The sequence below is a fragment of the Neobacillus sp. BF23-41 genome (genome assembly GCF_041106275.1).
On record NZ_JBGBPR010000011.1, the window covers coordinates 39980 to 59660 of the forward strand.

The window sequence follows — 19681 nt, forward strand, 5'->3', positions numbered from 1 at the left end:
TCTATTTAAACAACCACTGTTTGTTCTTCTCTCCCAAGTTCGACTGCCCGGACAATGACATCAAGTGCATCAAAGGTAGCTGACTTTGTCTGGTACTTTCTTATTTTTTGTCTGATGGATAATAACGGGATCGAATCGTCTAACATGTGATGAATTTTAGAAATTAACTCCATTTTATTTTCAGCTTTAATTGCAAGACCTGCATTTACTAGATAATCGGCATTATCTTCTTCTTGTCCAGGCAGGGGATTGTATATTAATAAAGGAAGCTCCATAGCCAATGCCTCAGATATCGTTACGCCCCCGGGTTTAGAAATTAATAGGTCGGAAATCGCCATCATTTCATTTACACTATTGCTGAAGCCCGTGACGAGGAAATGATGCTTAGAAGTCTTTAGTTCCTCTTCTATTTGTTTTCGTAATCTCTTATTACGTCCACAAATAATGATAAATTGTACCTGAGAAGTGAGGTCTTCAAAAGCTTGAAAGTTTGATAAGTCTTTTCCTATAAAACCATCTCCACCACCCATTACCAGAATGGTAAATTGGTTAGAGTTGAGACTGTATTTAGATGCGAGGACCTCTCGTGACTGTTGCTTCAAAAACTTTTGACAAATCGGGATCCCTGTATTATTAATTTTATTATTTTCTACTCCGAGACAAATCAAACGATCCCGTACCTGATTGGACCCAACGATATATTGATCTGTAAAAGGATGAATCCAGAAAGAATGGTCTGTATAATCTGTAATAATAGTAACGACAGGAATATCAATTAGCCCTTGTTCTTTTAATTTAGACATAATACTAGCAGCAAAAGGGTATGTGCATACAACAACGGTAGGATTTATTTTTTCCACTATTTCAAGTAACGAACCCATACCGACTGTTAATAAAGCATTTAATTTATCAGAGAAAGAATTTTTTTCACGTGTACTTTTATATAGATAGCTATATACTTGAGGAAATTTTTTAATTATCCGCCTGTAAAAGTAATTACTTACAGGATAAAGGAAGGGATGAAGCCACTCCATAACGTCTAAAATAATCGGTTCAACATTTGGCAGGGTAAATTCGATTGCTTCATATATGGCAGTTGCTACCTGTTTATGTCCATCTCCAAATTTAGCTGAAAGTATGAGAATTTTATCGTTCGCACTTTTATTCATACTTATACTAGCTCCTCAAACGTGATTAGGATTCAAAATATACCAACCTTAAAGAATCTGTAAATACGCTTTTTTAATTACTTTTAACCGCTTCATTTCTTTTATTTTTCCACTTGAAAAATAGATAACCGAAAGTTGCAACTACAGCGATAATCAAAAACGGACTGAACAAAATGTGACATATGATTCCTACCTTAAGAAATATTTATTTACACATGTTGATTTCTTTTTGATTACTCCTTTACTTTGTATCATTCTAATAACGAAAATCACTTACCAAAACAGTTTCAATATATTGAGTACAGGTAAAGTATAGTGCAACAACCTAAAAATTGTATTAATGCAATATTAAAAATTAATTAAAATACCCATAAGTAGAGGGATTAGGGTTCCTAAAGTCGAACCAGTAGATTGATAGAAAAAGAAGGATGTGTTTGGATATGTCCTGGCTTGTATTTGCTCTACTATCAGCTATATCAGCTGCATTGGTGTCCGTATTTGGAAAATTAGGTTTACAAAATATTGATGCTAACACTGCGACGGCCATTAGGGCCATCATTATGGCAATCTTTTTAATGGGAGTGGTCATTTTCGAGGGGAATTTAGGTAAAATTCCGGTAATTATCGGGGAAAAGAGAACTTTACTCTTCATTGTATTGAGTGGTGCGGCAGGTGCAACGTCTTGGTTGTTTTATTTTATGGCCTTAAAAGTGGGCAAGGTGTCTCAAGTAGCACCTGTTGATAAATTGAGCGTTGTCATTGCTACACTGTTAGCTATTTTCTTTTTCGGGGAAAAGCTCAGTTTGGTAAATGGAATTGGCGTAGCGCTTATTGCTCTCGGCGTGATCATGACCGCATGGCATTAGTTTTTCAACTTAGTACTGATGCTTATTTTTTCTTTACTCGACTGCTTTACAAGAAAAAGCAATCCTTCTTAAATAGAAGCATCGCACCTAATGATAGCTATCATCCATCGTAGTGTTCTCTTTCTCTCTCTTCTTCCTCAAACATTTCGTCATTATCCTTAATTGGGTTGCTCTTGAGCAAATCCTGTGATTTGTGAGAATCGTTTTTTTGCGAGAGAATTTCTTGTTCATTGGTATTTCCGTTCAGTTCCTCAGAGAATTCAGTCAAAAAATTTGGTTGATTTTTCATAATAGTTTTTCCTTTTCTTGTCGTATTTTGTACTTTGGACCTAGTGCTAAATCTGATCACATAATAAATCAAAGAATATAAGACAACCATTACGATCCCTGCTACCAAACCAACTCCCTGCCCTGGAATAAACGGCATACACATAAGGACAATGATCATGCTTATTAACGCAATCCAAGAAGTGTACGGATAACCGCGCATTTGACAAATTCCTTCTGGGGGACAGCCTTTCCTTTTGCGAAAGCGGATATGACTGGCCATTATGACAACATAGGTAAATATTAAAGCGAAGCCGCCCGTGGTGATTAAAACCAAGTAAACTCTCGGAAACAAGAGCCCAAAACCTAATCCTACAAGCATCGCAAATCCAGAAAATAAAATCCCTCGATAAGGTACGTCCTGATCATCCTGAAGCCATTTCGGCGCATGCCCTTCATCTCTTAGTGACCTGATCATTCGCCCTAGACCAAATATGCATGACAGCATGGCAGAAAGAATGGCCGAAATTAACACTATATTTATGGCCCGCCCAGCCCAACCGATTCCCCATCTCTCAAGCGAGGCCACCATCGGACTCACGCTTTCATTTAATGATGCTGTTGGGATGAGTGGCAGTAGGACCGCAGCATAGAGAATATACAATCCAACCAATGAAAACACCGTATAACGAATGGCTTTTGGAATCGTATCTCGCGGATTCTCTGCTTCCGTCGCGGCTAATCCAATGATTTCAAAACCTGCATAGGCAAAAATCACGAGGAGCATGCTTCCAGCAATCCCCTTTATTCCTCCTGGCATGATTGGTTCTGTCCTCAACTCTCCAGCACCAACCGGCGGGGACCCTGGAAGTACTCCGAAAATTAGTACTAATGCCGTAAGGATGAAAAAAATAATCGCAAATATTTTTACACCAGAAAGACCACTTGCGAGCTTACCAATCTTATCAGCCCCTAAAAGGTTCAGCAGCGTAACACCGATGATAATCGCACTTCCTAGCAAACCAATTGATACATTAGGAACCCATTTCCTAATTAGGATGGATATAGCTGTCGCTTCGCTAGACATGGATAAAACGGTTCCTGTCCAATACAGCCATCCAACAACGAATCCAGTCCCCTCCCCAAGTTCCCGTGATGCAAAATTACTAAAGGAACCTGTTGTAGGATTAGCTACAGTCATCTCTGACAAGGCGTATAGAATTAAATATACCAATCCACCTGCTAAAATATAGGATATTAAAATTGAGGGCCCTGCTGCATGAATGGCGACTGATGAACCTAGAAAAAATGACCCGCCAATTACACTTCCTAAGGCCATCATTGTGAGCTGCCATGCGGACAGTCCTTTGCGGTTTTTCTCCATTAAGCTTTTTCTCCCAACCATTTATTTAATAAACTGAGGTTCACGGTTATTATTTACTCAGCTTTACAAAAAGATTCTGACAGGGAAAAACGTCGGACATGCATGGTCTCCCAGTTATGCCGTAAACGAAAGACAAATTTTCTTATTGGATCATAAATTTTTTAAAAACGCTTTGATACATGATATCCTTTACTTAAATATCAATGATTTGGATATAAAAAAAGTTCAAAAGAAAATCGGTGAATATTAATGAAGATATATACTAATTTGGATAATATGAAGAGCTACAAATCGTTTAAGGACATGCGGAAATGGCAGCGTGAACGAAGGAAGAAAGTGAAGGATTTATCGGTTAATATTGAACAGTGTCCTTTTAAAAAAGTGAGAGAATTAAATGAAAACAGAAGCCAGACTTCTTATACTTGGATTGGACATTCCACCTTTTTGATTCAAATGAATGGGATGAATATTCTAACTGACCCTGTTTGGGCCAAGCGGATGGGACTAGAAAAAAGATTAACGGAGCCGGGCCTCTCGTTATCAGATCTGCCAGAGATTGATGTGGTTGTAATTTCTCACGGCCATTACGATCATTTGGACTTCCCCACTTTAAAAAAATTAACAGGGAATCCCCAATTCTTTGTTCCAGCGGGTATGAAGTCCCTTTTTAACAAAAAAGGCTACCAGAAGGTAATTGAAATGAATTGGTGGGAGAGGGCCGAACATGGGGGAGTAACTATTCATTTCGTTCCTGCTCAACATTGGACAAGAAGGTCGCTGAAAGATATGAATACATCTCATTGGGGGGGCTGGATTTTTCAAACCCGAGAAGAAACGCTTTATTTTGTTGGCGATACCGGCTATTTTAGTGGTTTTAAACAAATAGCCGATCGATTTACCATTGATACGGTGTTTATGCCGATTGGTGCCTTTGAGCCAGAATGGTTCATGGCGCCTGCCCATATATCACCAGAAGACAGTGTGAAAGCATTCATTGAATTAAAGGCAAAAAACTTCGTCCCGATGCATTATGGCACATATCGGTTAGCTGACGACACGGGGCCAGAAGCCTTGGAACGTTTAAACCGTGCGTGGGAAAAGCAGCAGCTGCGCAAGGAACAGTTAACGGTTCTTCTACTTGGGGAAACGGTATTTTAGTTAGGGTCTTCTAATTTAAAATTTCCCTGCTCTTTGACTCGCATAGTTCGACTTTAATTGGTCATTATATATTTGTAAGACCATTTTTAAGGGAGTGACTTCTGTGGTGAAAAAAAGTTGGGTAACTTTTGTTTTAGCAACTACCTTATTAGGATTAACTGGTTGCGCAAATAATAATAACAATGCATTGAATGACAATAATGCAGGCAATATGGGAGTAAACAATGTTAGAAACAATGCCATTAATGGTGTTAACGTAAGGAATGTTTCGAACCAAAATTTACGTGTTTCAGGTCGTGCCATTAGTAATATAGAAAGCCTGAAAGAAGTTGACCAAGCCCATGTAATCATCCGAAATAATGATGCATATGTGGCCGTTCGATTAAATAATAATCTTCAAAATGGCACCCGCGCCAATAAAGGCACAACTGGGACGGGGCCAAATATGAATGCTACTTATGGGAATGGCTATAACTCCGGCACAACAGGAACCAATGGCTCTACAAATATGAGTGCTACTACTGGCAATCTTGACAACACGGTTACCAATGGAACAAGAAATAATCGCGGAACTACAATAACTGGAACCCGTGTGACTACCACCAAACTTGATCAGAAAATCATCGATCAGGTCCGTGCAGCGGATCGAAATATTGACAACGTTTATATTTCTTACGATACCGATACTTTCGGCCAAATGACAAACTATTCAAATGATATTCGTACTGGAACAAACAGAAATGGCCTTTGGAACGATTTTACGAATTCTGTTAACAGGATGTTTAGATAAGAGCAAATCAGCTGCCGGATAATTTTCGGCAGCTTTTTTTCTTTAGAATTGTTCACTCCAGTCACCGCTCACGATTAATTTTATGTTAGTTGGTTTGCTTCCTATTAGAAGGAAGTACATAGACGTGTCCTCCTTGAAACCCAAAGAAATAATTTCAATACTTTAATTAACCCTCTAGGTTCAAACCAATTTTTCAGTTGTATCTCATTTACCTTACTTTAACTGGCAATCAACTCCTACTTATTTTCACTTGTTATTCTTGCTATAATAGAATATTCAAGGAGTGGTTGGTATGAAAATAGTAAAATATCTAATAGTTTTTGTATTGCTCATTGGCCTTGGTATTTCTGCGTGGTTTTATTATCCTCAGTACAAAATCCACCAAATGAAAAAACACGCGGTTGCGGCGGTTAATAAGAGTTCTGACCAAGTCTCTTATCTCAATTATTATCGAAATGCTAAAACTTCTCAGATTCACCATTTGGCGATTGGTGATTCTATTATACGTGGAGTCGGTGCAGGAAAGAATGAAAATTTTGTCAGTTTATTTTCTAGCAAATTGGCAGAACAAACCGCAAAACAAATTGAATTTCAAAATCAAGGGATCAATGGGATCACCAGTAGTGAATTAGATGACTTGGTTCAAGAGGGTCGATTTGATGAATCGATCAAGCAATCCGACATTGTCACGATTAATGTGGGCGGCAATGATATTCTTCGAATGGCAAACGGGCAAAATTTTCGTACCGTCATTCAAAGCTATGACCAATTGCAAACCACCTTCTCGAAAAATTTGTCTGAGATTACATCGAGAATTACCAAGCTAAATCCAAAGGTCACAATTGTATTCTTAGAATTGTATAATCCATTATCACCAGATGACCAACTGTACCCTCTGGCAGATAAAATGCTGCCAAAATGGAATGTTAATATATATGAGGTCGCTCATAAAGTCCCAGGGTCGATTGTCATTGAAACAACAAAGGTCATTAACGGGGACCACCTGCAAAATCTTTCCCCTGATGGTGTTCATCCAAATCTGGCTGGTTATACCGCCATTTCGGAGCAAATGATTTATCAATTTAAACACCAATTCAGAAAAAGTGCTGTATAGAACCGAAGGAAGATCGGTAAAAGAACTCTTTAACAGCTTAAAAACAAACTCAAAAATACACCTTCCTCGTTTCATTTTTAGGAAAATGAATGTGAGAAGGTGTTTTTTTTGATTAAAAATAAAATTGCTTAACACTATATTAGAGGTCTTCCCGCATCAGGTGAAAGATTGGGATCTCCGCCACCAATGATAATAGCGCTGTCTGGCTGAATATCATTATCCTCTAAGTTAGCTGTAAGATTTATTTTGCTATTTTTATGATCATTTACATTATTTTGAAACTCTTGAGGTACATTCTTTTTCTCTTTATCCATGATTACACCGCCTTTTTACTTGTAGTGTTTGTAATTCAAGAATAAATATGCGAAGCATGTATTTCCTAAATCCTAACTGTGACTCTCTCTTTATTTTTAAAATAAATCCATTCTTTGAAGCCGATTTCCTTAAGGCGCTGTTGAACTTGATCAAACTCGTCCCCTACTCGATGTGGATCATGGGCATCCGATCCAAACGTTACCTTCACACCATAGTGAAGTGCCAGCTCTAAAATATCATCAGACGGATACCAGCCGCCAACGTCTTTTGTTTTTCCGGATGTGTTGATTTCAATCGCGATATCATTTTCTCCTATCACCTTTATGGTATTTTCAACTGCAGCTGTCTGGATGGATGAAAAGGCAGGATAGAATCCTTTCATGGCATCAATATGGCCGAGGATTTGAAACATCCCACTTCGAGCCGATTGCTCAATAAGCGAATAGTAATTTTCTTTCGTTCTGATTTTTTCTTGTTCTGTAAGCCCATTCCAGCGCTTTTTATTAAAAATACTCACCCCGTCCACATGGTGAACCGAACCAATGATGTAATCAAATGGGTACGGCTCAAAACAGGATTGATAAATCTTCACTGACTCAGGGAAGAAATCAGATTCCACTCCAAGAAGAACCTCGATTTTATCGCTATAAGCTTGTTTCAGCTGCAGTACTTCGTTGACGTATTCGGGAAACATACTTTTTGCCATCGCGATATGGGGACGGAGCTGGTCTTCGTCACTACTAAAGTAAGGGGAATGATCGGCAATCCCGATTACACTTAGCCCTCGTTCAATCGCGGCATCAATATAATCACGAATCTTACCACGTGCATGGCCGCAACGATCATGATGCGTATGTAAATCAAATTTGGGATTTGAATTCAACTTGTCCACTTTAATCACCTCACCTATTAATATGTACATATATCAGAAAAGATTAATCAAAGTAAAAAAAAGAAAACACCTTCCACTAGTTCATGTTAAGTGGAGGCGTTTTCTTATTCGAAACAATTAAACATAATTCTGCTTGATTGAATTCAGAGGTGTCTCTCGTTTATTGCGTCTTCTTTTAAGCCTTTTCGTTTTTTCTTTTTCATAAAAATGATAAACAATAAAGTAAGAACTGAAGCTTAGGATCATCCCAAAAATGGTCATACCTATTAAAGTATGGAAGCCTCCATGAAGGATACTTATTAGACTATGAAGATCACCATGGATTAACTTTTGAAAAGAAAATGATGACTTGTGACCTATATTTACTTTCATTGGAAAAATCAATTTCCCAATTTTTTTTGCAAAAGGTAACAGAAGAACTGGAAGAAGGGTTAGTTTACCGATGACATTACCAATAATGGATGCAGGTAATGAACCTTTCGCTAAACGGACGATCGGTACAAATAATATATAAATAAGCGAACCTGTTGAAAGAACCAACATTTCCAAACCAAGGCCCAGCGCAAATCCTAAGGATACTTTTCTAGCTCCACCAGGAGACCGTAGAAGTTTAGTAATATTAAACTTAAAAGCACGTCCAAATCGCTGCAAAAAATTATACTTTTTTGGTTTTATGCTCATGATGGGTATCTCCTTACTACATTAGATAAGTTTATTATACTCTATATGAGCCCTAACTACTATTCTAAGAAATCAACTAATTGAATAAAAATAGAGCTGATTCCATCTTGGAACCAGCTCTGCATTATATGGGATTTCACTGCTTAGGCTTTAACCTCATTATTTAAATGAACCCATTCTTGAGACAGGATTTCTTTGACAGAATCCCTTCTTGTTTTTCCACGAGAATATGCCTGTTCTCTTATATACTCTGGCAATTGAACAAGTGATTTTAATTCGGCATAGGTACCATTTGGTTCAATTTCAATATCCACAATATTATAGCTCCATTCTATTTCCGCTGGGATATGAATGGCATTTAGACCAAGCTCAATCGCCGGCTTGATGTCTGTTTTGAGTGAATTTCCGATCAGCCAAGTCTTCTTTTTGTCTGCGTTTATATTGTTTAACACCTGTTGCAATGCTTCTGTAGTTTTATGTTCAAAGATAAAGATTCTTTCTTCAAAGTAATCCGTTAAGCGCAATTGGGTAATTTTTCTATTTTGATTCTCTTCATCTCCTCCAGTAAATAAATATAATTGATGCCGCTCTGCTTGTAAGGTATCCAAGATTTCATACATATAAGGAAAAGGTTTCACCTTTCTTTGAAAAACATTTTGACCAATTTTTTCTACTTGATTTAGTTCAGACGCTTTCATTTTTCTCCCCGTTTTTTCGCAAAAATACCGATAGGTTGTCACTAGGGATTGCGTATATAAGGAAGAATGCAAGCCATTATTTTCAACAGATTTTATATCAATTTCAGATTGTTTTTGGAGAATTTCCTGCTTTGGTACGGATTTAAACCATTTCTTCATCACATTTGCAAATCTGTTTCTAGATTCTACAAAGTATTTATTACAGTGAATCAAGGTGTCATCTAAATCCAATATTAAGGTTTGTTGATTCATGAACCAATCCCCCCTTAAATAGTGGTGTAACTTAAGTATATGGGGTAAAATCATTTTCATGATAAAATGAGCCTTTCCCATCAAAAGTTAGTGCATAAGTATTAGCGGACAATGTAAAAGCGGAAATAAACTTTTCAATATAATAGTGACACTGACAAAAGCCAGTGTCTCGATAGACCCTAATTAAGATTTATATAGTATAATAAGGAAATTATAGCAAACAGGAGAAGAGAACATTGGAAAAACAAAATAGCAAGTATAGATGGGTCGTTTTTGTATCAATTTTATTAACGTATTTAATAATTGTTAGTCAACGAACAGCTCCAGGTTTAATTTCCGATCAATTGATGAAGGATTTCAACATTACAGCCTCTACGATTGGATTACTGACAAGTATTCAATTTTTTGCCTATGCTGGTCTGCAAATTCCTATTGGGATCTTGTCTGATCGATTTGGCCCCAACTTTTTTCTAGTGATTGGGGCGCTTCTTACTGGAATAGGTACATTAATTTATAGTCTAGCCACGAATGAACTAGTGCTTCTTTTTGCTAGATTATTGGTAGGAACCGGTGATTCAGCTATTTGGGTTAATTTAGTGTTGATCCTAAGTCAATGGTTTAAAGTGAGGGAGTTTGTTGGATTACTGGGCATAGCTGGAATGGCAGGGAGTTTTGGCTTTTTACTAGCGACCGTCCCCTTTTCTGCATGGATTACACGATCAGGCTGGCGCCCCCCATTTTTTACATCGGGAATTATGGTAGTTCTCTGTGGAGTACTTCTCTACTATGTCCTAGTAAAAAAACCAAAGACTTTTGAATGGAACGATACCATACCTAAAAAACAGAAAAAGCCGCGTGAAAAAACGCTGATTTTGTTACGTCGTATTTTTACCACCCGCCAAGCATGGGCCACGTTCTTCTGTCACTTTGGTACTGTTGGAACGTATGTAGGATTTATTGGTTCGTGGGCTGTCCCCTATGGGATGAATGTATATGGATTGTCTCGTTCAGATGCGAGTCAACTGATTATGGTAGGTCTTTTCGGGGCAATTATTGGTGCTCCATTAACTAGCTGGATTTCCAGCCGCTTAGACTCGATTAAACGTCCGTATGTTATTGTTCACTGCATTGTGTTTTTATGCTGGGCGTCATTTCTTTTCATGAATGGAAAGCCGCCAGTCTTAATGCTTACGATTATTTTCTTTCTTATTGGATACGGAAATGGAGCGAGTGCATTAACCTTTGCGATTGTTAGAAAATCCTTCGATATCAAAGAAGTCGGGGTTGTTTCTGGCTTTGCTAATATGGGCGGTTTTTTAAGTGCTGTTCTTTTGCCAAGTATTTTTGGGAAAGTGTTAGACCATTTCCACGCATCTGCAAGTAGTGTTGGATACCAATATGGTTTTATTATTCCTGTCATATTCGCCTCTCTAGGGTTAGTGGGTGGATTGATTATCGTGGAGAAGCGACAAGAAGTTTTGCAGAGTCAGGTAAATTAATTTACTTAATTAAACAAAAAACTAGGGAACTCATAAGGAGCTTCCTAGTTTTTTTCTATTTTTATTCGATTTTGTAATCCATGACCCACTCGGTGTTTGGCAGGTAGTTAATCTGGAAACGGCGTCCTTCCACATTTTTTTCGATTGGATATTTTGGATTTGGAGATATATTTAAGCGTTTATTATGGATAATTACAGTAATAGTTCCTTGGATTTCACCCTTGGAAGGTTTCTCATAAACAATTTTTGAAGGAATCCCTTCTAATATTGTGTAATTCTTTTTTATGTAAGCCGGTGAATCTGCCCAATACGCAGAAGCGCTGAACAAGGCTAGAGCTCCAAGTCCCAGAATCCCGAAGCGATAAATCCACATGACCGATGAACCGATATAAGGTAATTCTTGTACCCTGTTAAATCCCTTCCAGACATTTTTTACTTTTAAACTAATTAATATGAATGATAAACCTGCACCAGTTAAGCCAATCGCACAGAATGGGAAGATATTTGTATACATGCCAAGTGGGACTAATAAGAAGAAGGTAATACCCAGTCCTAAAATAAATGGTGCTTTCATATATTACTCTCCTTTTCAGCTATATTTTCCAAGTAAACTTTCCCGATTATTATGTGTAATTTTTCCCAAAATTACTTCACTCAATTGCACCAGTTTAGATTAAATTTCCACACCATGATAAAATAGTTTAAGCGCGGAATTACATAAATATCGTGTTTCCTTGCTTCAAGGTTGTTAATATTCAACTAATTTATAGAGATAGAAGGGTTCTGTTTGATCAAATTTGCAAATGACGACAAAAGGATTCGATTTTGTGTCTCATTGTTAATCGCTTTAATAGGAGGAATTACGTTCGTTGCACTACATACACCTATTCCATGGCTGCTAGGACCGATGGCAGCTGTATTAATTGGCTCAAGGTTTAGAAAAGTTCAATTTTACTGGCCTAGTTCCATTCGCGACATAGGTTTAGTGATTGTCGGATATTCGGTTGGCCTCTCGTTCACAAAAGAAGCACTTTTGGAAATAATGACCAAACTGCCTTCCATGTTGCTGATGACAGTATTACTTGTTTGTTTTTGTGCTGGAATTGCTTTTGTTGTTTCTAAGTTAACTGGTGTAGATTATCCAACCGTGTTGATTGGAAGTATTCCGGGTGGGTTATCACAAATGATTATTTTCGCCGAAGAATTGAAAGGAATTAACATTACTACGGTGACCTTTCTTCAGGTAGCTAGATTAATAATGATTATTTTCTTTGTTCCTTTTCTTATATTAGGTCCGCTTTTTAAAAATACGACAAACACAACTTCGGACTTGTTTAATAGTGGTACAGTCTCCCCTATCCCACTTTTTCCAACCATCATTTGGTTTGTTGTTATTTGTGTGGTTTGTGCATTTCTAGCTCGGAAATTCAAATTTCCTACTCCCTATTTGTTAGGTCCAATTTTAGGAACAGCGGTCATCCATTTATCTGGCTTGCATGGTCCGGCGTTACCAGCTTCGATTCTTGATGTATCTCAATTTATGATTGGCGGGTACATTGGTTTGCTATTAAAGCCTGAAAAACTGGAGCACAAAACAAAAATTATTACACTTGCACTCCTTAGTGGGATGGTAATGATTTTGGTCTCCAGCGGGCTAAGTTTATTACTTGTTGCTTACTACCCTATCAACCATTCAACCAGTTTTTTAGCTTTGGCTCCTGGAGGAATGGATCAAATGGGAATTCTCGCTCATGAGGTCCATGCCGATTTATCGATGGTGACCGGCTATCAACTTTTCCGACTCTTTTTTATTTACTTTGCCGTTCCACCGCTTCTAAGATGGATTTTTAAAGTCGGGATGAGGAAAACAGCAAAGACCCCTTAGGTCCCATGTTCCAAATATTTGTATTTTATTACTTGCAGATGTGTAAACTATGGGAAAAACGGAGATTAGAAAATGGAGAAGAAAATAGCAATCATAACGGATATTCATGGTAATTATTCGGCATTAAGGGCAGTTTTGAATGAGATTGACAAGGACGAAAAGACTGAGCATATCTATTGTTTGGGAGATTTGATTGGGATTGGGTATGAAACGAATGAGGTTCTTGAGCTCCTAAGTTCACGTGCTGATATTTCGTTTGTAATGGGAAACCACGATGAAGCTATTTTGGATATTATTGCAGGTAGAGAACCTTATAGCAGGGGTAGTGAAAAGGTACATCATCAATGGATTGCAGCCCATCTAGACCATAAGTTTATTCCGTTTTTAACCGAGATTCCTGTCACGTTAGAATCGATTTACAATGGTAAAAGATTGTTTTTTGTTCACTACCATTTGAGTGAACTAAATAAATTTATCTCCGTGGATAAAAAGCCAACCGAGGAGAAACTTGACGCCTTTTACCAGACATCTAATGCGGATATTATTTGTTTTGGCCATCATCACGTGATCCATCACTTTAAATCCATGGAGCGACTCTATCTCAACCCAAGCTCTTTGGGCTGTAATTATAAGCCGTTGGCCACCTACGCTGTTGTGACGATTGGTGAACATGGAGATATTTCTGTTGCTTTTAGAGAAGTGCCGTATGACAATAAAGAATTTCTGATCGGTTTTAACAGATTGAATGTACCTGATGCGGATTATATTTTAAAGATATTTTATGGCGATCAACATTTGAAATTTATGTAATTCTGTTTACCGCATCTAAGGTAACCCCGCGCAGACTTTTTTATTCGTAAAATAATAGCCCTCAATTATTATTTCCATAAAAAATGACGATGAGCTTGGATCATTCCAAGCTTATCGTCATTTTTTTAATAAGTATTACTTTTTACGAATGGCAAATACGAGAGCCACTAATGATAACAAGGCTGCAACAACCGATAAGATGGTCGGAAGTGAGTTATCAGAGTCTGTTTTTTTAGCTTCAACTGTTTTTGTTTCTTCTTTTTTCGTTTCTTCCATTTTAGCATTGTCGTTGTGGTCATCCGTTGATGCTCCTGCAACAATGTCAGTAATGGAATGAGGGCTATCTGCTCCTTCGTCGCCTGTCCATTCTACTATGCTGCCATCTTTATAATATTGAAAAGCATCCCAAGCTGCTTTAGTTGCCGTTTCAGGATTTTTTCCAACAAACGTAAATTGCTGGAATTGACCTGGTAAAATTCCATCACCTGTTGCTTCGAAAGTAAATGATTTTACTATACCTTTCGCATCTTTTTCATCGGAATATTTCCATCCAGGGACTGGCTGATAAGACTTAATTTCAACTCCAGCTGGTGCTTTTAACGTGAATTTTGTCGTAGCTATATCCTTTTCAACGGGAACTTTAACTGTATATGTTTCCCATGCACCTGTTGTCGACGTTTTCGGTACTACTGTCACATGGGCACTTGCCACACTTGAGAATAATAATAAACCTAATACTGTTGGTAAAAACACTTTAGAAATCTTTTTCAATGTACGTTTCATCCTTTTTGCTCCTCTATGTTTATTTTTTACTGCAAACAATAGTAAAATCTACCCACTTACTTTCATTCTACAAATCATTCTCTTTTATTACATCCACATCCACTTTGACCATTCATTCTTTTTTGTATTTCTATGATGGCTTCTTCGAATCGAAGAACTATGCCACCAAAGCCTTTTTGAAATTGATCGGCATGTTTGAATGAATCAAAAGCTAATACTTGTGGCTGGCAGCAATTCAAATTAAAATCTGCGTCAAGTAAGAAATACGCCATTTTTGCACTAATGGTCGTATCCTGAAGGAAATCGCGACAAATGATTTGAGAAACATCTTTTTCTATGTCCTTATATCGTAATAAGCCACAATGAGGACAGCAAAGGTGCTCTACCCTTAACTCGTGGGTTATAATTTGAACTGGGTGGCGATTATTTGATTCCTTCAAGCAATATTTACATGCGCTTGAAGAAATGGTAGTTTCTTGTGTTAAGCAGATTCCACCTGAAGTTTTAATGACCTTTTTGTCCTCTATTAATGGCTTTATATCTCGATAAACGGTCATTTCAGAAACTTGTAAACGATTGCTAATTTCTGTAATCGATAGGGTTCCTTCATTATTTAACCAAGTTAATAGTTGCTGTCGACGTTCAATAGGTAACAATTGTGCACCTCCTTCAAGATTTGTAGAAATTACTTTTATATAATAAGATTAGAATACCTTTAAGATATTAACAAGGTATGAATGTGAATAACTTGTGAAATTTTATCAACAAAATCACATTTTCTCACTAAACTAAAATTGGTTGAATCAAGAAATAGGTATAAAGACTAAGGAAAATAGAAGGATTTACATTCCTAACATTTCTCTTAAAATACATAGAAGGAGGTAGAGTACAATGATTAAAAGAGTGATCATCCTTTTGGTGCTCTCATCAATTTTAATAGCATTAGTATTAGTAAAAGATCATACTTCTGCTCCTGTTAACAATACTATAACTAAAAACAATGGTTCCTCTGAGTACACCACGGTAGAATACAAGATTAGTAAAATCAAAGGGAAGCAATACTACGGAAAAAGTGATGACGGAACAGATATCATCTTTTCTTCAAAGAACATCCTTTCAGGTGATAAGATACGCGTTCATGATGTGGTCATATGCTATTTTGATAAGAATAATTTAGGTAAAGGTTTAGTCAAAGTGGAGAAGAAATAGCTATTACAAGATACCCCCTTGTGTGGCTTCTGCCCACTTCATTCGAGGGGTAGATTTCTTTTTTGCAGAAGTACTTTTGAAAAAAAAAGGAATTTTCTATTCATTAACTACAATTAATTACAGAAAGGAAAATTAGATTGAAGGAATTTACAGTTTGCTATACGTTTGATCATGAGATAATAACCGAAAAAATGATAAAAGAATTAGATGTTAATAAAGAAGATGTTGAACAAGAAGTAGTTGAAATGATGGAGCGTAACAAATACTTTATCGTGAAAAATGATCAAGGGAATTATATTATAAATTCCTATTTAGTTCGTTTTGTACGAATAATCAATGAAAGGATATTAGTCAAATAAACTAGCTGTAAGCCTTGGAAGTAATCTTTTGCCTCTCTATACAAGATTACTTAAATAGTGAACTCTTCATAATTACCTTGTTATAAGCTAATTTAAAACCGTTTCTTTCCATATTCCTGGCGGATGTGTTATTCGGTTTTGTCGTAAAAAAGCAGCTGAATGAGATAAATTTAAAAAACCTCTTACGGATTCGATTGAATCCTCCGTTGTGTTCTGGTCGCTCGAAAAACCAAGGGCAACGGTTCGTGCCCATTCATATGATTCTTCAGCTCCCACTTTTACTATTGAAACCTGGTCATTTCTTAGGTTTCCTTTGTTTGGATTCCACTCCTCTAATTTGAGTAATCGCCCCCGAACGAATTATGTATCTTTCATTTTCCATCAAACATACTCAATATTTATTCTACACAGTTTTTTTCTTTTGAAAAGTTACGATTATTACCCCCAGCTAAAATTGAGGTAAACAGCATTTTTCAATTTTTTTTTGTATTAGTAATTTGGTCTAAATTTAACTCATATATTTTATATGAGCATTTTTTATGTATCACATACCATAAGAAATAGGTGAGACCAAAATGTTTGCTGTTCATTTTATTGAAAAAAATAACGTTTTATTAACTCAGCTGCTTAATCGTGTTCCAACCGAAGGTGAAGAGTTAAAAATTAAAGGTCGAAAGGCAAAAGTTGAAAGTGTTAAGAATATTGATGATCTTAATATTCATGTTCAGGTTTCCATAGAGGTCGTTAATAAAAATAAACTTGTTGTAGATAATTCAAAAAAGAAAAAGCGGTAAACAAGAATAAGAACGTACATGTTAGATTTTCATCTCTAATATGTGCGTTCTTTTTATTTTTGTTTTCACAACCTTGAAATTTATTCACAGTTGATTTTTTTATTATCCAACAGTGTAAATTATTGGTAAATTAGCCTAAATTTAGTGGAAATATGTCCTTCAAAATATACAACGCATAAGCTATAAAGAATTAATTTTTTGCAAAGAAGGTGAATTTTAATGACTCATGGTCATGGTCAATCACAATCCTCATTTATGCCTTGGGAACAGTGGCATCAGCAAAATCCACACGGTAGTTGGCAACAATGGCACCAACAACACCCTTATATGCCTTGGCAGCAGTGGCATCATCACTATCCTCATGGCACTCATCATCAGTGGCAACAACAACATCCTTGGGTACCTTGGCAGCAATGGCATCACCATCATCCTCATGGTACCTGGCAGCAATGGCATCAAATGTATCCACATAGACAGGACTGATATTTTAAACAATCAATATGGAGGTGAATTATTCACCTCTTTTTTTAATAGAAAGTTTATTTATTGCAAATCCACCTTCAAAATTTGGATTCTCACATTTCAAAAAAGTTATGTCTCTCTACACGGCATACTCTGAGAGAAAAATTCTTGTACCATTCTTTTTTCCCTTTATCCTGTGCTATTCTATGAGCAGAATTTTCCTTCCAGTTTTTTATAGATTCTAATGAATCCCAATATGAAACTGTAATTCCTAACTTTTCATCCCTTGCACTTTCCACACCTAAGAATCCTTTTTGCTGAGAAGCTAACTCTACCATTTTATCTGCCATTTTTCCATAACCACTGTCACCTTTAGTTCTCTGTGAAGCAAAAATCACTGCGTAGTAGGGTGGTTCAGGCGTTTGTGCAATTCCACTCATATTTCATTCCCCCAAAAAGTTTAATCCTATAATAATTTTAATACATTTTCACTTATGAAAAAAGGAGCTGATTATCTACATATGGTAGGTAACCAACTCCTTTTATTCCTTCGTCTAGTTAATTATTGATTAATTCGGTCCCATAAGAGTTATCGATGGCACAAAGCCAATCCCCTTGTGAATTTTTCTTAAATACATAGGTCGCTTTTCTATCCATAGAATATTCCGAATCCTTTTTATCAGCAGCGAGTAGTGTCTGTGAAATGACTAATGCCGTGTCTCCAGCTTCTAGTATAATCATTTCACCCTGTGTTGGTACAACACTATTATTGAAATAATTTGCAATCGCAAAAAATGCTTTTTTGATTTCCTCTTTTCCGCGTGCAATCATTCCAGGTTTTACAACAAGAATGGCATCATCGGTATAGTAATTCATCAGCGTATCAAAATCTTCCTGTTTAATTGCCATATCACACTTTTTGATGACCTCTTTTAATTCGTGTTCCATCATCTATCCCTCCCAAACTTAATTATAAATCCATTGTCATAAATACACTATTTGGGTCGTCCATGTAATCCGCAAAAGGCATACAAAACTGGAACCCGAAACTTGCATATAGTCTTCTTGCTGGTTCAAAAGCATCCATTGATCCTGTTTCCAAGCTCAGCCTGTGATAGCCACGCTGTTTGGCTTCTCCGATTATGTGGTTAAGAAGTTGCTTGGCAACACCTTTTCTTAAATGTGAGGAAGATGTTCGCATGGATTTGATCTCTCCATGTTGATCATCAAGTTCTTTCAAAGCCCCGCATCCAAGTAGTTCACTTCCTTCCCATGCACTCCAGAAAGTAATCTCTGGTTTTCGTAATTGATCAAGATTTAATGCATGGATACTTTCTGGCGGGGAATTCAGTCTCATACCATGAAGATGCTCCCCCACCAATTCAGCCACTTCTGCTCCCGTTAAATTATCTATTTTTATATCCATAAAAAATCCCCCTAGTTTCTATATTGGAAAATATATTAAACTATTAGCAGGAATAGTTCTAGTATATTTTTTAATATTTCCATATCCAATCATAAAAAAGCTGCCAATGGCAGCTTTCTTCAACGATTGTACCCAACTTGATTTTGAATTTGACCTGACACAGGTAACCTGCTAATTTGATTCTCTAAAATGTCAAATGCGCACCCCTAGAATAAGTGTAGACTAGTACAGCTTCTATCGGTCGCATTTTTTAATACATTATATCTCTTCCATAAAAACTCATTTTGGGTAGAGAATCTCGTCGATAATCCCATACTCTTTTGCTTCCTCGGCACTCATGAAGTAATCTCGGTCCGTATCCTTAGCTACCTTTTCAAGCGGTTGGCCGGTCCGTTCTGAAATAATTTTATTGATATGCTCTCTTAGCTTTAAGATTCTTCGTGCAGAAATCTCGATTTCCGTTGCCTGCCCTTTTGCTCCACCTAACGGCTGATGAATCATAATTTCACTATTTGGCAGTGCGTACCGTTTTCCCTTTTTCCCAGCAAGCAGTAACATCGCCCCAAATGATGCAGCCATCCCTGTGCATATCGTCCTAACATCTGGCTTAATGTATTGCATCGTGTCAAAAATGGCAAAACCAGCTGTCGTCAAACCTCCTGGGCTGTTGATATAGAGCGAAATTTCTTTATCTGGTGCGTCTGCTGCTAAAAATAATAATTGGGCAACAACACTATTGGCCGTGTGTTCATTTATTTCATCACCAATGATAATAATTCGATCCTTTAACAGTCGTGAATAGATATCATAAGAACGTTCTCCACGATTAGATTGTTCAATTACATATGGAATGGTACTCATCCCAATC

24 protein-coding genes are annotated in these 19681 nt (G+C 37.0%); 10 read left to right on the plus strand and 14 right to left on the minus strand.

All coding sequences use genetic code 11. From position 1 onward, the window contains the following. Positions 1-5 precede the first annotated feature (5 nt). Entirely contained in the window at positions 6-1169 is a 1164-nt protein-coding gene (locus tag AB7942_RS17110) for an MGDG synthase family glycosyltransferase (protein WP_369447806.1), read from the minus strand. A 440-nt stretch (positions 1170-1609) separates the two neighbouring features. Here AB7942_RS17110 and AB7942_RS17115 point away from each other — a divergent pair, with 440 nt between their 5' ends. Next, positions 1610-2035: an EamA family transporter gene (locus AB7942_RS17115; protein WP_369447807.1), complete on the plus strand. Its 426-nt coding sequence runs from the start codon at positions 1610-1612 to the stop codon at positions 2033-2035. A gap of 100 nt (positions 2036-2135) precedes the next feature. On the opposite strand, the gene AB7942_RS17120 is transcribed toward AB7942_RS17115, so the two are convergent. After that, positions 2136-3686, minus strand: a complete 1551-nt coding sequence (locus AB7942_RS17120) for an amino acid permease (RefSeq protein WP_369447808.1) — start codon at positions 3684-3686, stop codon at positions 2136-2138. Between the two features lie 249 nt (positions 3687-3935). Here AB7942_RS17120 and AB7942_RS17125 point away from each other — a divergent pair, with 249 nt between their 5' ends. The 3 genes from AB7942_RS17125 to AB7942_RS17135 all read left to right on the plus strand — a co-directional run bounded on the left by AB7942_RS17125 (position 3936) and on the right by AB7942_RS17135 (position 6748). Beyond that, positions 3936-4844 (plus strand): MBL fold metallo-hydrolase, encoded by a 909-nt coding sequence (locus tag AB7942_RS17125; RefSeq protein ID WP_369447809.1) that lies wholly within the window; start codon positions 3936-3938, stop codon positions 4842-4844. Positions 4845-4947: 103 nt separating this feature from the next. Beyond that, positions 4948-5634 carry a YhcN/YlaJ family sporulation lipoprotein gene (locus tag AB7942_RS17130; RefSeq protein WP_369447810.1) on the plus strand — a complete coding sequence of 229 codons (687 nt, stop codon included), beginning with the start codon at positions 4948-4950 and terminating at the stop codon, positions 5632-5634. Positions 5635-5926: 292 nt separating this feature from the next. Then, positions 5927-6748 carry an SGNH/GDSL hydrolase family protein gene (locus AB7942_RS17135; protein ID WP_369447811.1) on the plus strand — a complete coding sequence of 274 codons (822 nt, stop codon included), beginning with the start codon at positions 5927-5929 and terminating at the stop codon, positions 6746-6748. Between the two features lie 134 nt (positions 6749-6882). On the opposite strand, the gene AB7942_RS17140 is transcribed toward AB7942_RS17135, so the two are convergent. From AB7942_RS17140 to AB7942_RS17155, 4 genes are all read right to left on the minus strand, one after another. After that, entirely contained in the window at positions 6883-7062 is a 180-nt protein-coding gene (locus AB7942_RS17140; RefSeq protein WP_369447812.1) for a hypothetical protein, read from the minus strand. 65 nt (positions 7063-7127) lie between these two features. Further along, on the minus strand, positions 7128-7946 hold the full coding sequence (locus tag AB7942_RS17145; protein ID WP_369447934.1) for a histidinol-phosphatase: 819 nt from the start codon (positions 7944-7946) through the stop codon (positions 7128-7130). Between the two features lie 126 nt (positions 7947-8072). Further along, on the minus strand, positions 8073-8636 hold the full coding sequence (locus AB7942_RS17150) for a DUF2062 domain-containing protein (RefSeq protein ID WP_369447813.1): 564 nt from the start codon (positions 8634-8636) through the stop codon (positions 8073-8075). A gap of 143 nt (positions 8637-8779) precedes the next feature. After that, positions 8780-9586: an HAD family hydrolase gene (locus tag AB7942_RS17155; protein WP_335712448.1), complete on the minus strand. Its 807-nt coding sequence runs from the start codon at positions 9584-9586 to the stop codon at positions 8780-8782. 236 nt (positions 9587-9822) lie between these two features. Here AB7942_RS17155 and AB7942_RS17160 point away from each other — a divergent pair, with 236 nt between their 5' ends. After that, positions 9823-11085 (plus strand): MFS transporter, encoded by a 1263-nt coding sequence (locus tag AB7942_RS17160; protein WP_369447814.1) that lies wholly within the window; start codon positions 9823-9825, stop codon positions 11083-11085. A gap of 61 nt (positions 11086-11146) precedes the next feature. On the opposite strand, the gene AB7942_RS17165 is transcribed toward AB7942_RS17160, so the two are convergent. Beyond that, complete coding sequence (locus AB7942_RS17165) at positions 11147-11659, minus strand: hypothetical protein (RefSeq protein WP_369447815.1); 513 nt, start codon at positions 11657-11659, stop codon at positions 11147-11149. A 213-nt stretch (positions 11660-11872) separates the two neighbouring features. Here AB7942_RS17165 and AB7942_RS17170 point away from each other — a divergent pair, with 213 nt between their 5' ends. Next, positions 11873-12970, plus strand: coding sequence for an AbrB family transcriptional regulator (locus AB7942_RS17170; protein ID WP_369447816.1), 1098 nt, complete (start codon positions 11873-11875; stop codon positions 12968-12970). 72 nt (positions 12971-13042) lie between these two features. Continuing rightward, positions 13043-13780, plus strand: coding sequence for a metallophosphoesterase family protein (locus AB7942_RS17175; RefSeq protein WP_369447817.1), 738 nt, complete (start codon positions 13043-13045; stop codon positions 13778-13780). A 135-nt stretch (positions 13781-13915) separates the two neighbouring features. On the opposite strand, the gene AB7942_RS17180 is transcribed toward AB7942_RS17175, so the two are convergent. Together AB7942_RS17180 and AB7942_RS17185 are read right to left on the minus strand one after the other, a co-directional pair. Further along, on the minus strand, positions 13916-14563 hold the full coding sequence (locus AB7942_RS17180) for a YcnI family copper-binding membrane protein (protein WP_369447818.1): 648 nt from the start codon (positions 14561-14563) through the stop codon (positions 13916-13918). A gap of 74 nt (positions 14564-14637) precedes the next feature. Next, positions 14638-15219: a DeoR family transcriptional regulator gene (locus tag AB7942_RS17185; protein ID WP_369447819.1), complete on the minus strand. Its 582-nt coding sequence runs from the start codon at positions 15217-15219 to the stop codon at positions 14638-14640. 235 nt (positions 15220-15454) lie between these two features. Between AB7942_RS17185 and AB7942_RS17190 the strand changes: the two genes are divergently transcribed. From AB7942_RS17190 to AB7942_RS17200, 3 genes are all read left to right on the plus strand, one after another. After that, the gene (locus AB7942_RS17190) at positions 15455-15772 is read left to right on the plus strand and encodes a hypothetical protein (protein ID WP_088087033.1); all 318 of its coding nucleotides are present in this window, start codon (positions 15455-15457) and stop codon (positions 15770-15772) included. 137 nt (positions 15773-15909) lie between these two features. Continuing rightward, a complete protein-coding gene (locus AB7942_RS17195; protein WP_088087032.1) occupies positions 15910-16131 on the plus strand; it encodes a hypothetical protein in 222 nt (73 codons plus the stop codon). Between the two features lie 575 nt (positions 16132-16706). Then, on the plus strand, positions 16707-16925 hold the full coding sequence (locus AB7942_RS17200; protein WP_369447820.1) for a hypothetical protein: 219 nt from the start codon (positions 16707-16709) through the stop codon (positions 16923-16925). A gap of 253 nt (positions 16926-17178) precedes the next feature. Here the strand turns inward: AB7942_RS17200 and AB7942_RS17205 are convergent, their stop codons facing one another. The 5 genes from AB7942_RS17205 to clpP all read right to left on the minus strand — a co-directional run bounded on the left by AB7942_RS17205 (position 17179) and on the right by clpP (position 19674). After that, complete coding sequence (locus AB7942_RS17205; protein WP_098933928.1) at positions 17179-17394, minus strand: hypothetical protein; 216 nt, start codon at positions 17392-17394, stop codon at positions 17179-17181. 106 nt (positions 17395-17500) lie between these two features. Further along, entirely contained in the window at positions 17501-17827 is a 327-nt protein-coding gene (locus tag AB7942_RS17210; RefSeq protein ID WP_369447821.1) for an antibiotic biosynthesis monooxygenase family protein, read from the minus strand. A 118-nt stretch (positions 17828-17945) separates the two neighbouring features. Beyond that, a complete protein-coding gene (locus tag AB7942_RS17215) occupies positions 17946-18335 on the minus strand; it encodes a YybH family protein (protein ID WP_369447935.1) in 390 nt (129 codons plus the stop codon). A 22-nt stretch (positions 18336-18357) separates the two neighbouring features. After that, the gene (locus AB7942_RS17220) at positions 18358-18813 is read right to left on the minus strand and encodes a GNAT family N-acetyltransferase (protein WP_088087026.1); all 456 of its coding nucleotides are present in this window, start codon (positions 18811-18813) and stop codon (positions 18358-18360) included. A gap of 279 nt (positions 18814-19092) precedes the next feature. Next, positions 19093-19674 carry an ATP-dependent Clp endopeptidase proteolytic subunit ClpP gene (clpP, locus tag AB7942_RS17225; protein ID WP_088087025.1) on the minus strand — a complete coding sequence of 194 codons (582 nt, stop codon included), beginning with the start codon at positions 19672-19674 and terminating at the stop codon, positions 19093-19095. Between the last annotated feature and the right edge of the window lie 7 nt (positions 19675-19681).

Coding starts and splice junctions, on each gene's coding strand:
- AB7942_RS17110 (WP_369447806.1), bottom strand. CDS start 1,169: ATGAATAAAAGTGCGAACGATAAAATTCTCATACTTTCAGCTAAATTT.
- AB7942_RS17115 (WP_369447807.1), top strand. CDS start 1,610: ATGTCCTGGCTTGTATTTGCTCTACTATCAGCTATATCAGCTGCATTG.
- AB7942_RS17120 (WP_369447808.1), bottom strand. CDS start 3,686: ATGGAGAAAAACCGCAAAGGACTGTCCGCATGGCAGCTCACAATGATG.
- AB7942_RS17125 (WP_369447809.1), top strand. CDS start 3,936: ATGAAGATATATACTAATTTGGATAATATGAAGAGCTACAAATCGTTT.
- AB7942_RS17135 (WP_369447811.1), top strand. CDS start 5,927: ATGAAAATAGTAAAATATCTAATAGTTTTTGTATTGCTCATTGGCCTT.
- AB7942_RS17140 (WP_369447812.1), bottom strand. CDS start 7,062: ATGGATAAAGAGAAAAAGAATGTACCTCAAGAGTTTCAAAATAATGTA.
- AB7942_RS17150 (WP_369447813.1), bottom strand. CDS start 8,636: ATGAGCATAAAACCAAAAAAGTATAATTTTTTGCAGCGATTTGGACGT.
- AB7942_RS17155 (WP_335712448.1), bottom strand. CDS start 9,586: ATGAATCAACAAACCTTAATATTGGATTTAGATGACACCTTGATTCAC.
- AB7942_RS17165 (WP_369447815.1), bottom strand. CDS start 11,659: ATGAAAGCACCATTTATTTTAGGACTGGGTATTACCTTCTTCTTATTA.
- AB7942_RS17175 (WP_369447817.1), top strand. CDS start 13,043: ATGGAGAAGAAAATAGCAATCATAACGGATATTCATGGTAATTATTCG.
- AB7942_RS17180 (WP_369447818.1), bottom strand. CDS start 14,563: ATGAAACGTACATTGAAAAAGATTTCTAAAGTGTTTTTACCAACAGTA.
- AB7942_RS17190 (WP_088087033.1), top strand. CDS start 15,455: ATGATTAAAAGAGTGATCATCCTTTTGGTGCTCTCATCAATTTTAATA.
- AB7942_RS17200 (WP_369447820.1), top strand. CDS start 16,707: ATGTTTGCTGTTCATTTTATTGAAAAAAATAACGTTTTATTAACTCAG.
- AB7942_RS17210 (WP_369447821.1), bottom strand. CDS start 17,827: ATGAGTGGAATTGCACAAACGCCTGAACCACCCTACTACGCAGTGATT.
- AB7942_RS17215 (WP_369447935.1), bottom strand. CDS start 18,335: ATGGAACACGAATTAAAAGAGGTCATCAAAAAGTGTGATATGGCAATT.
- AB7942_RS17220 (WP_088087026.1), bottom strand. CDS start 18,813: ATGGATATAAAAATAGATAATTTAACGGGAGCAGAAGTGGCTGAATTG.
- clpP (WP_088087025.1), bottom strand. CDS start 19,674: ATGAGTACCATTCCATATGTAATTGAACAATCTAATCGTGGAGAACGT.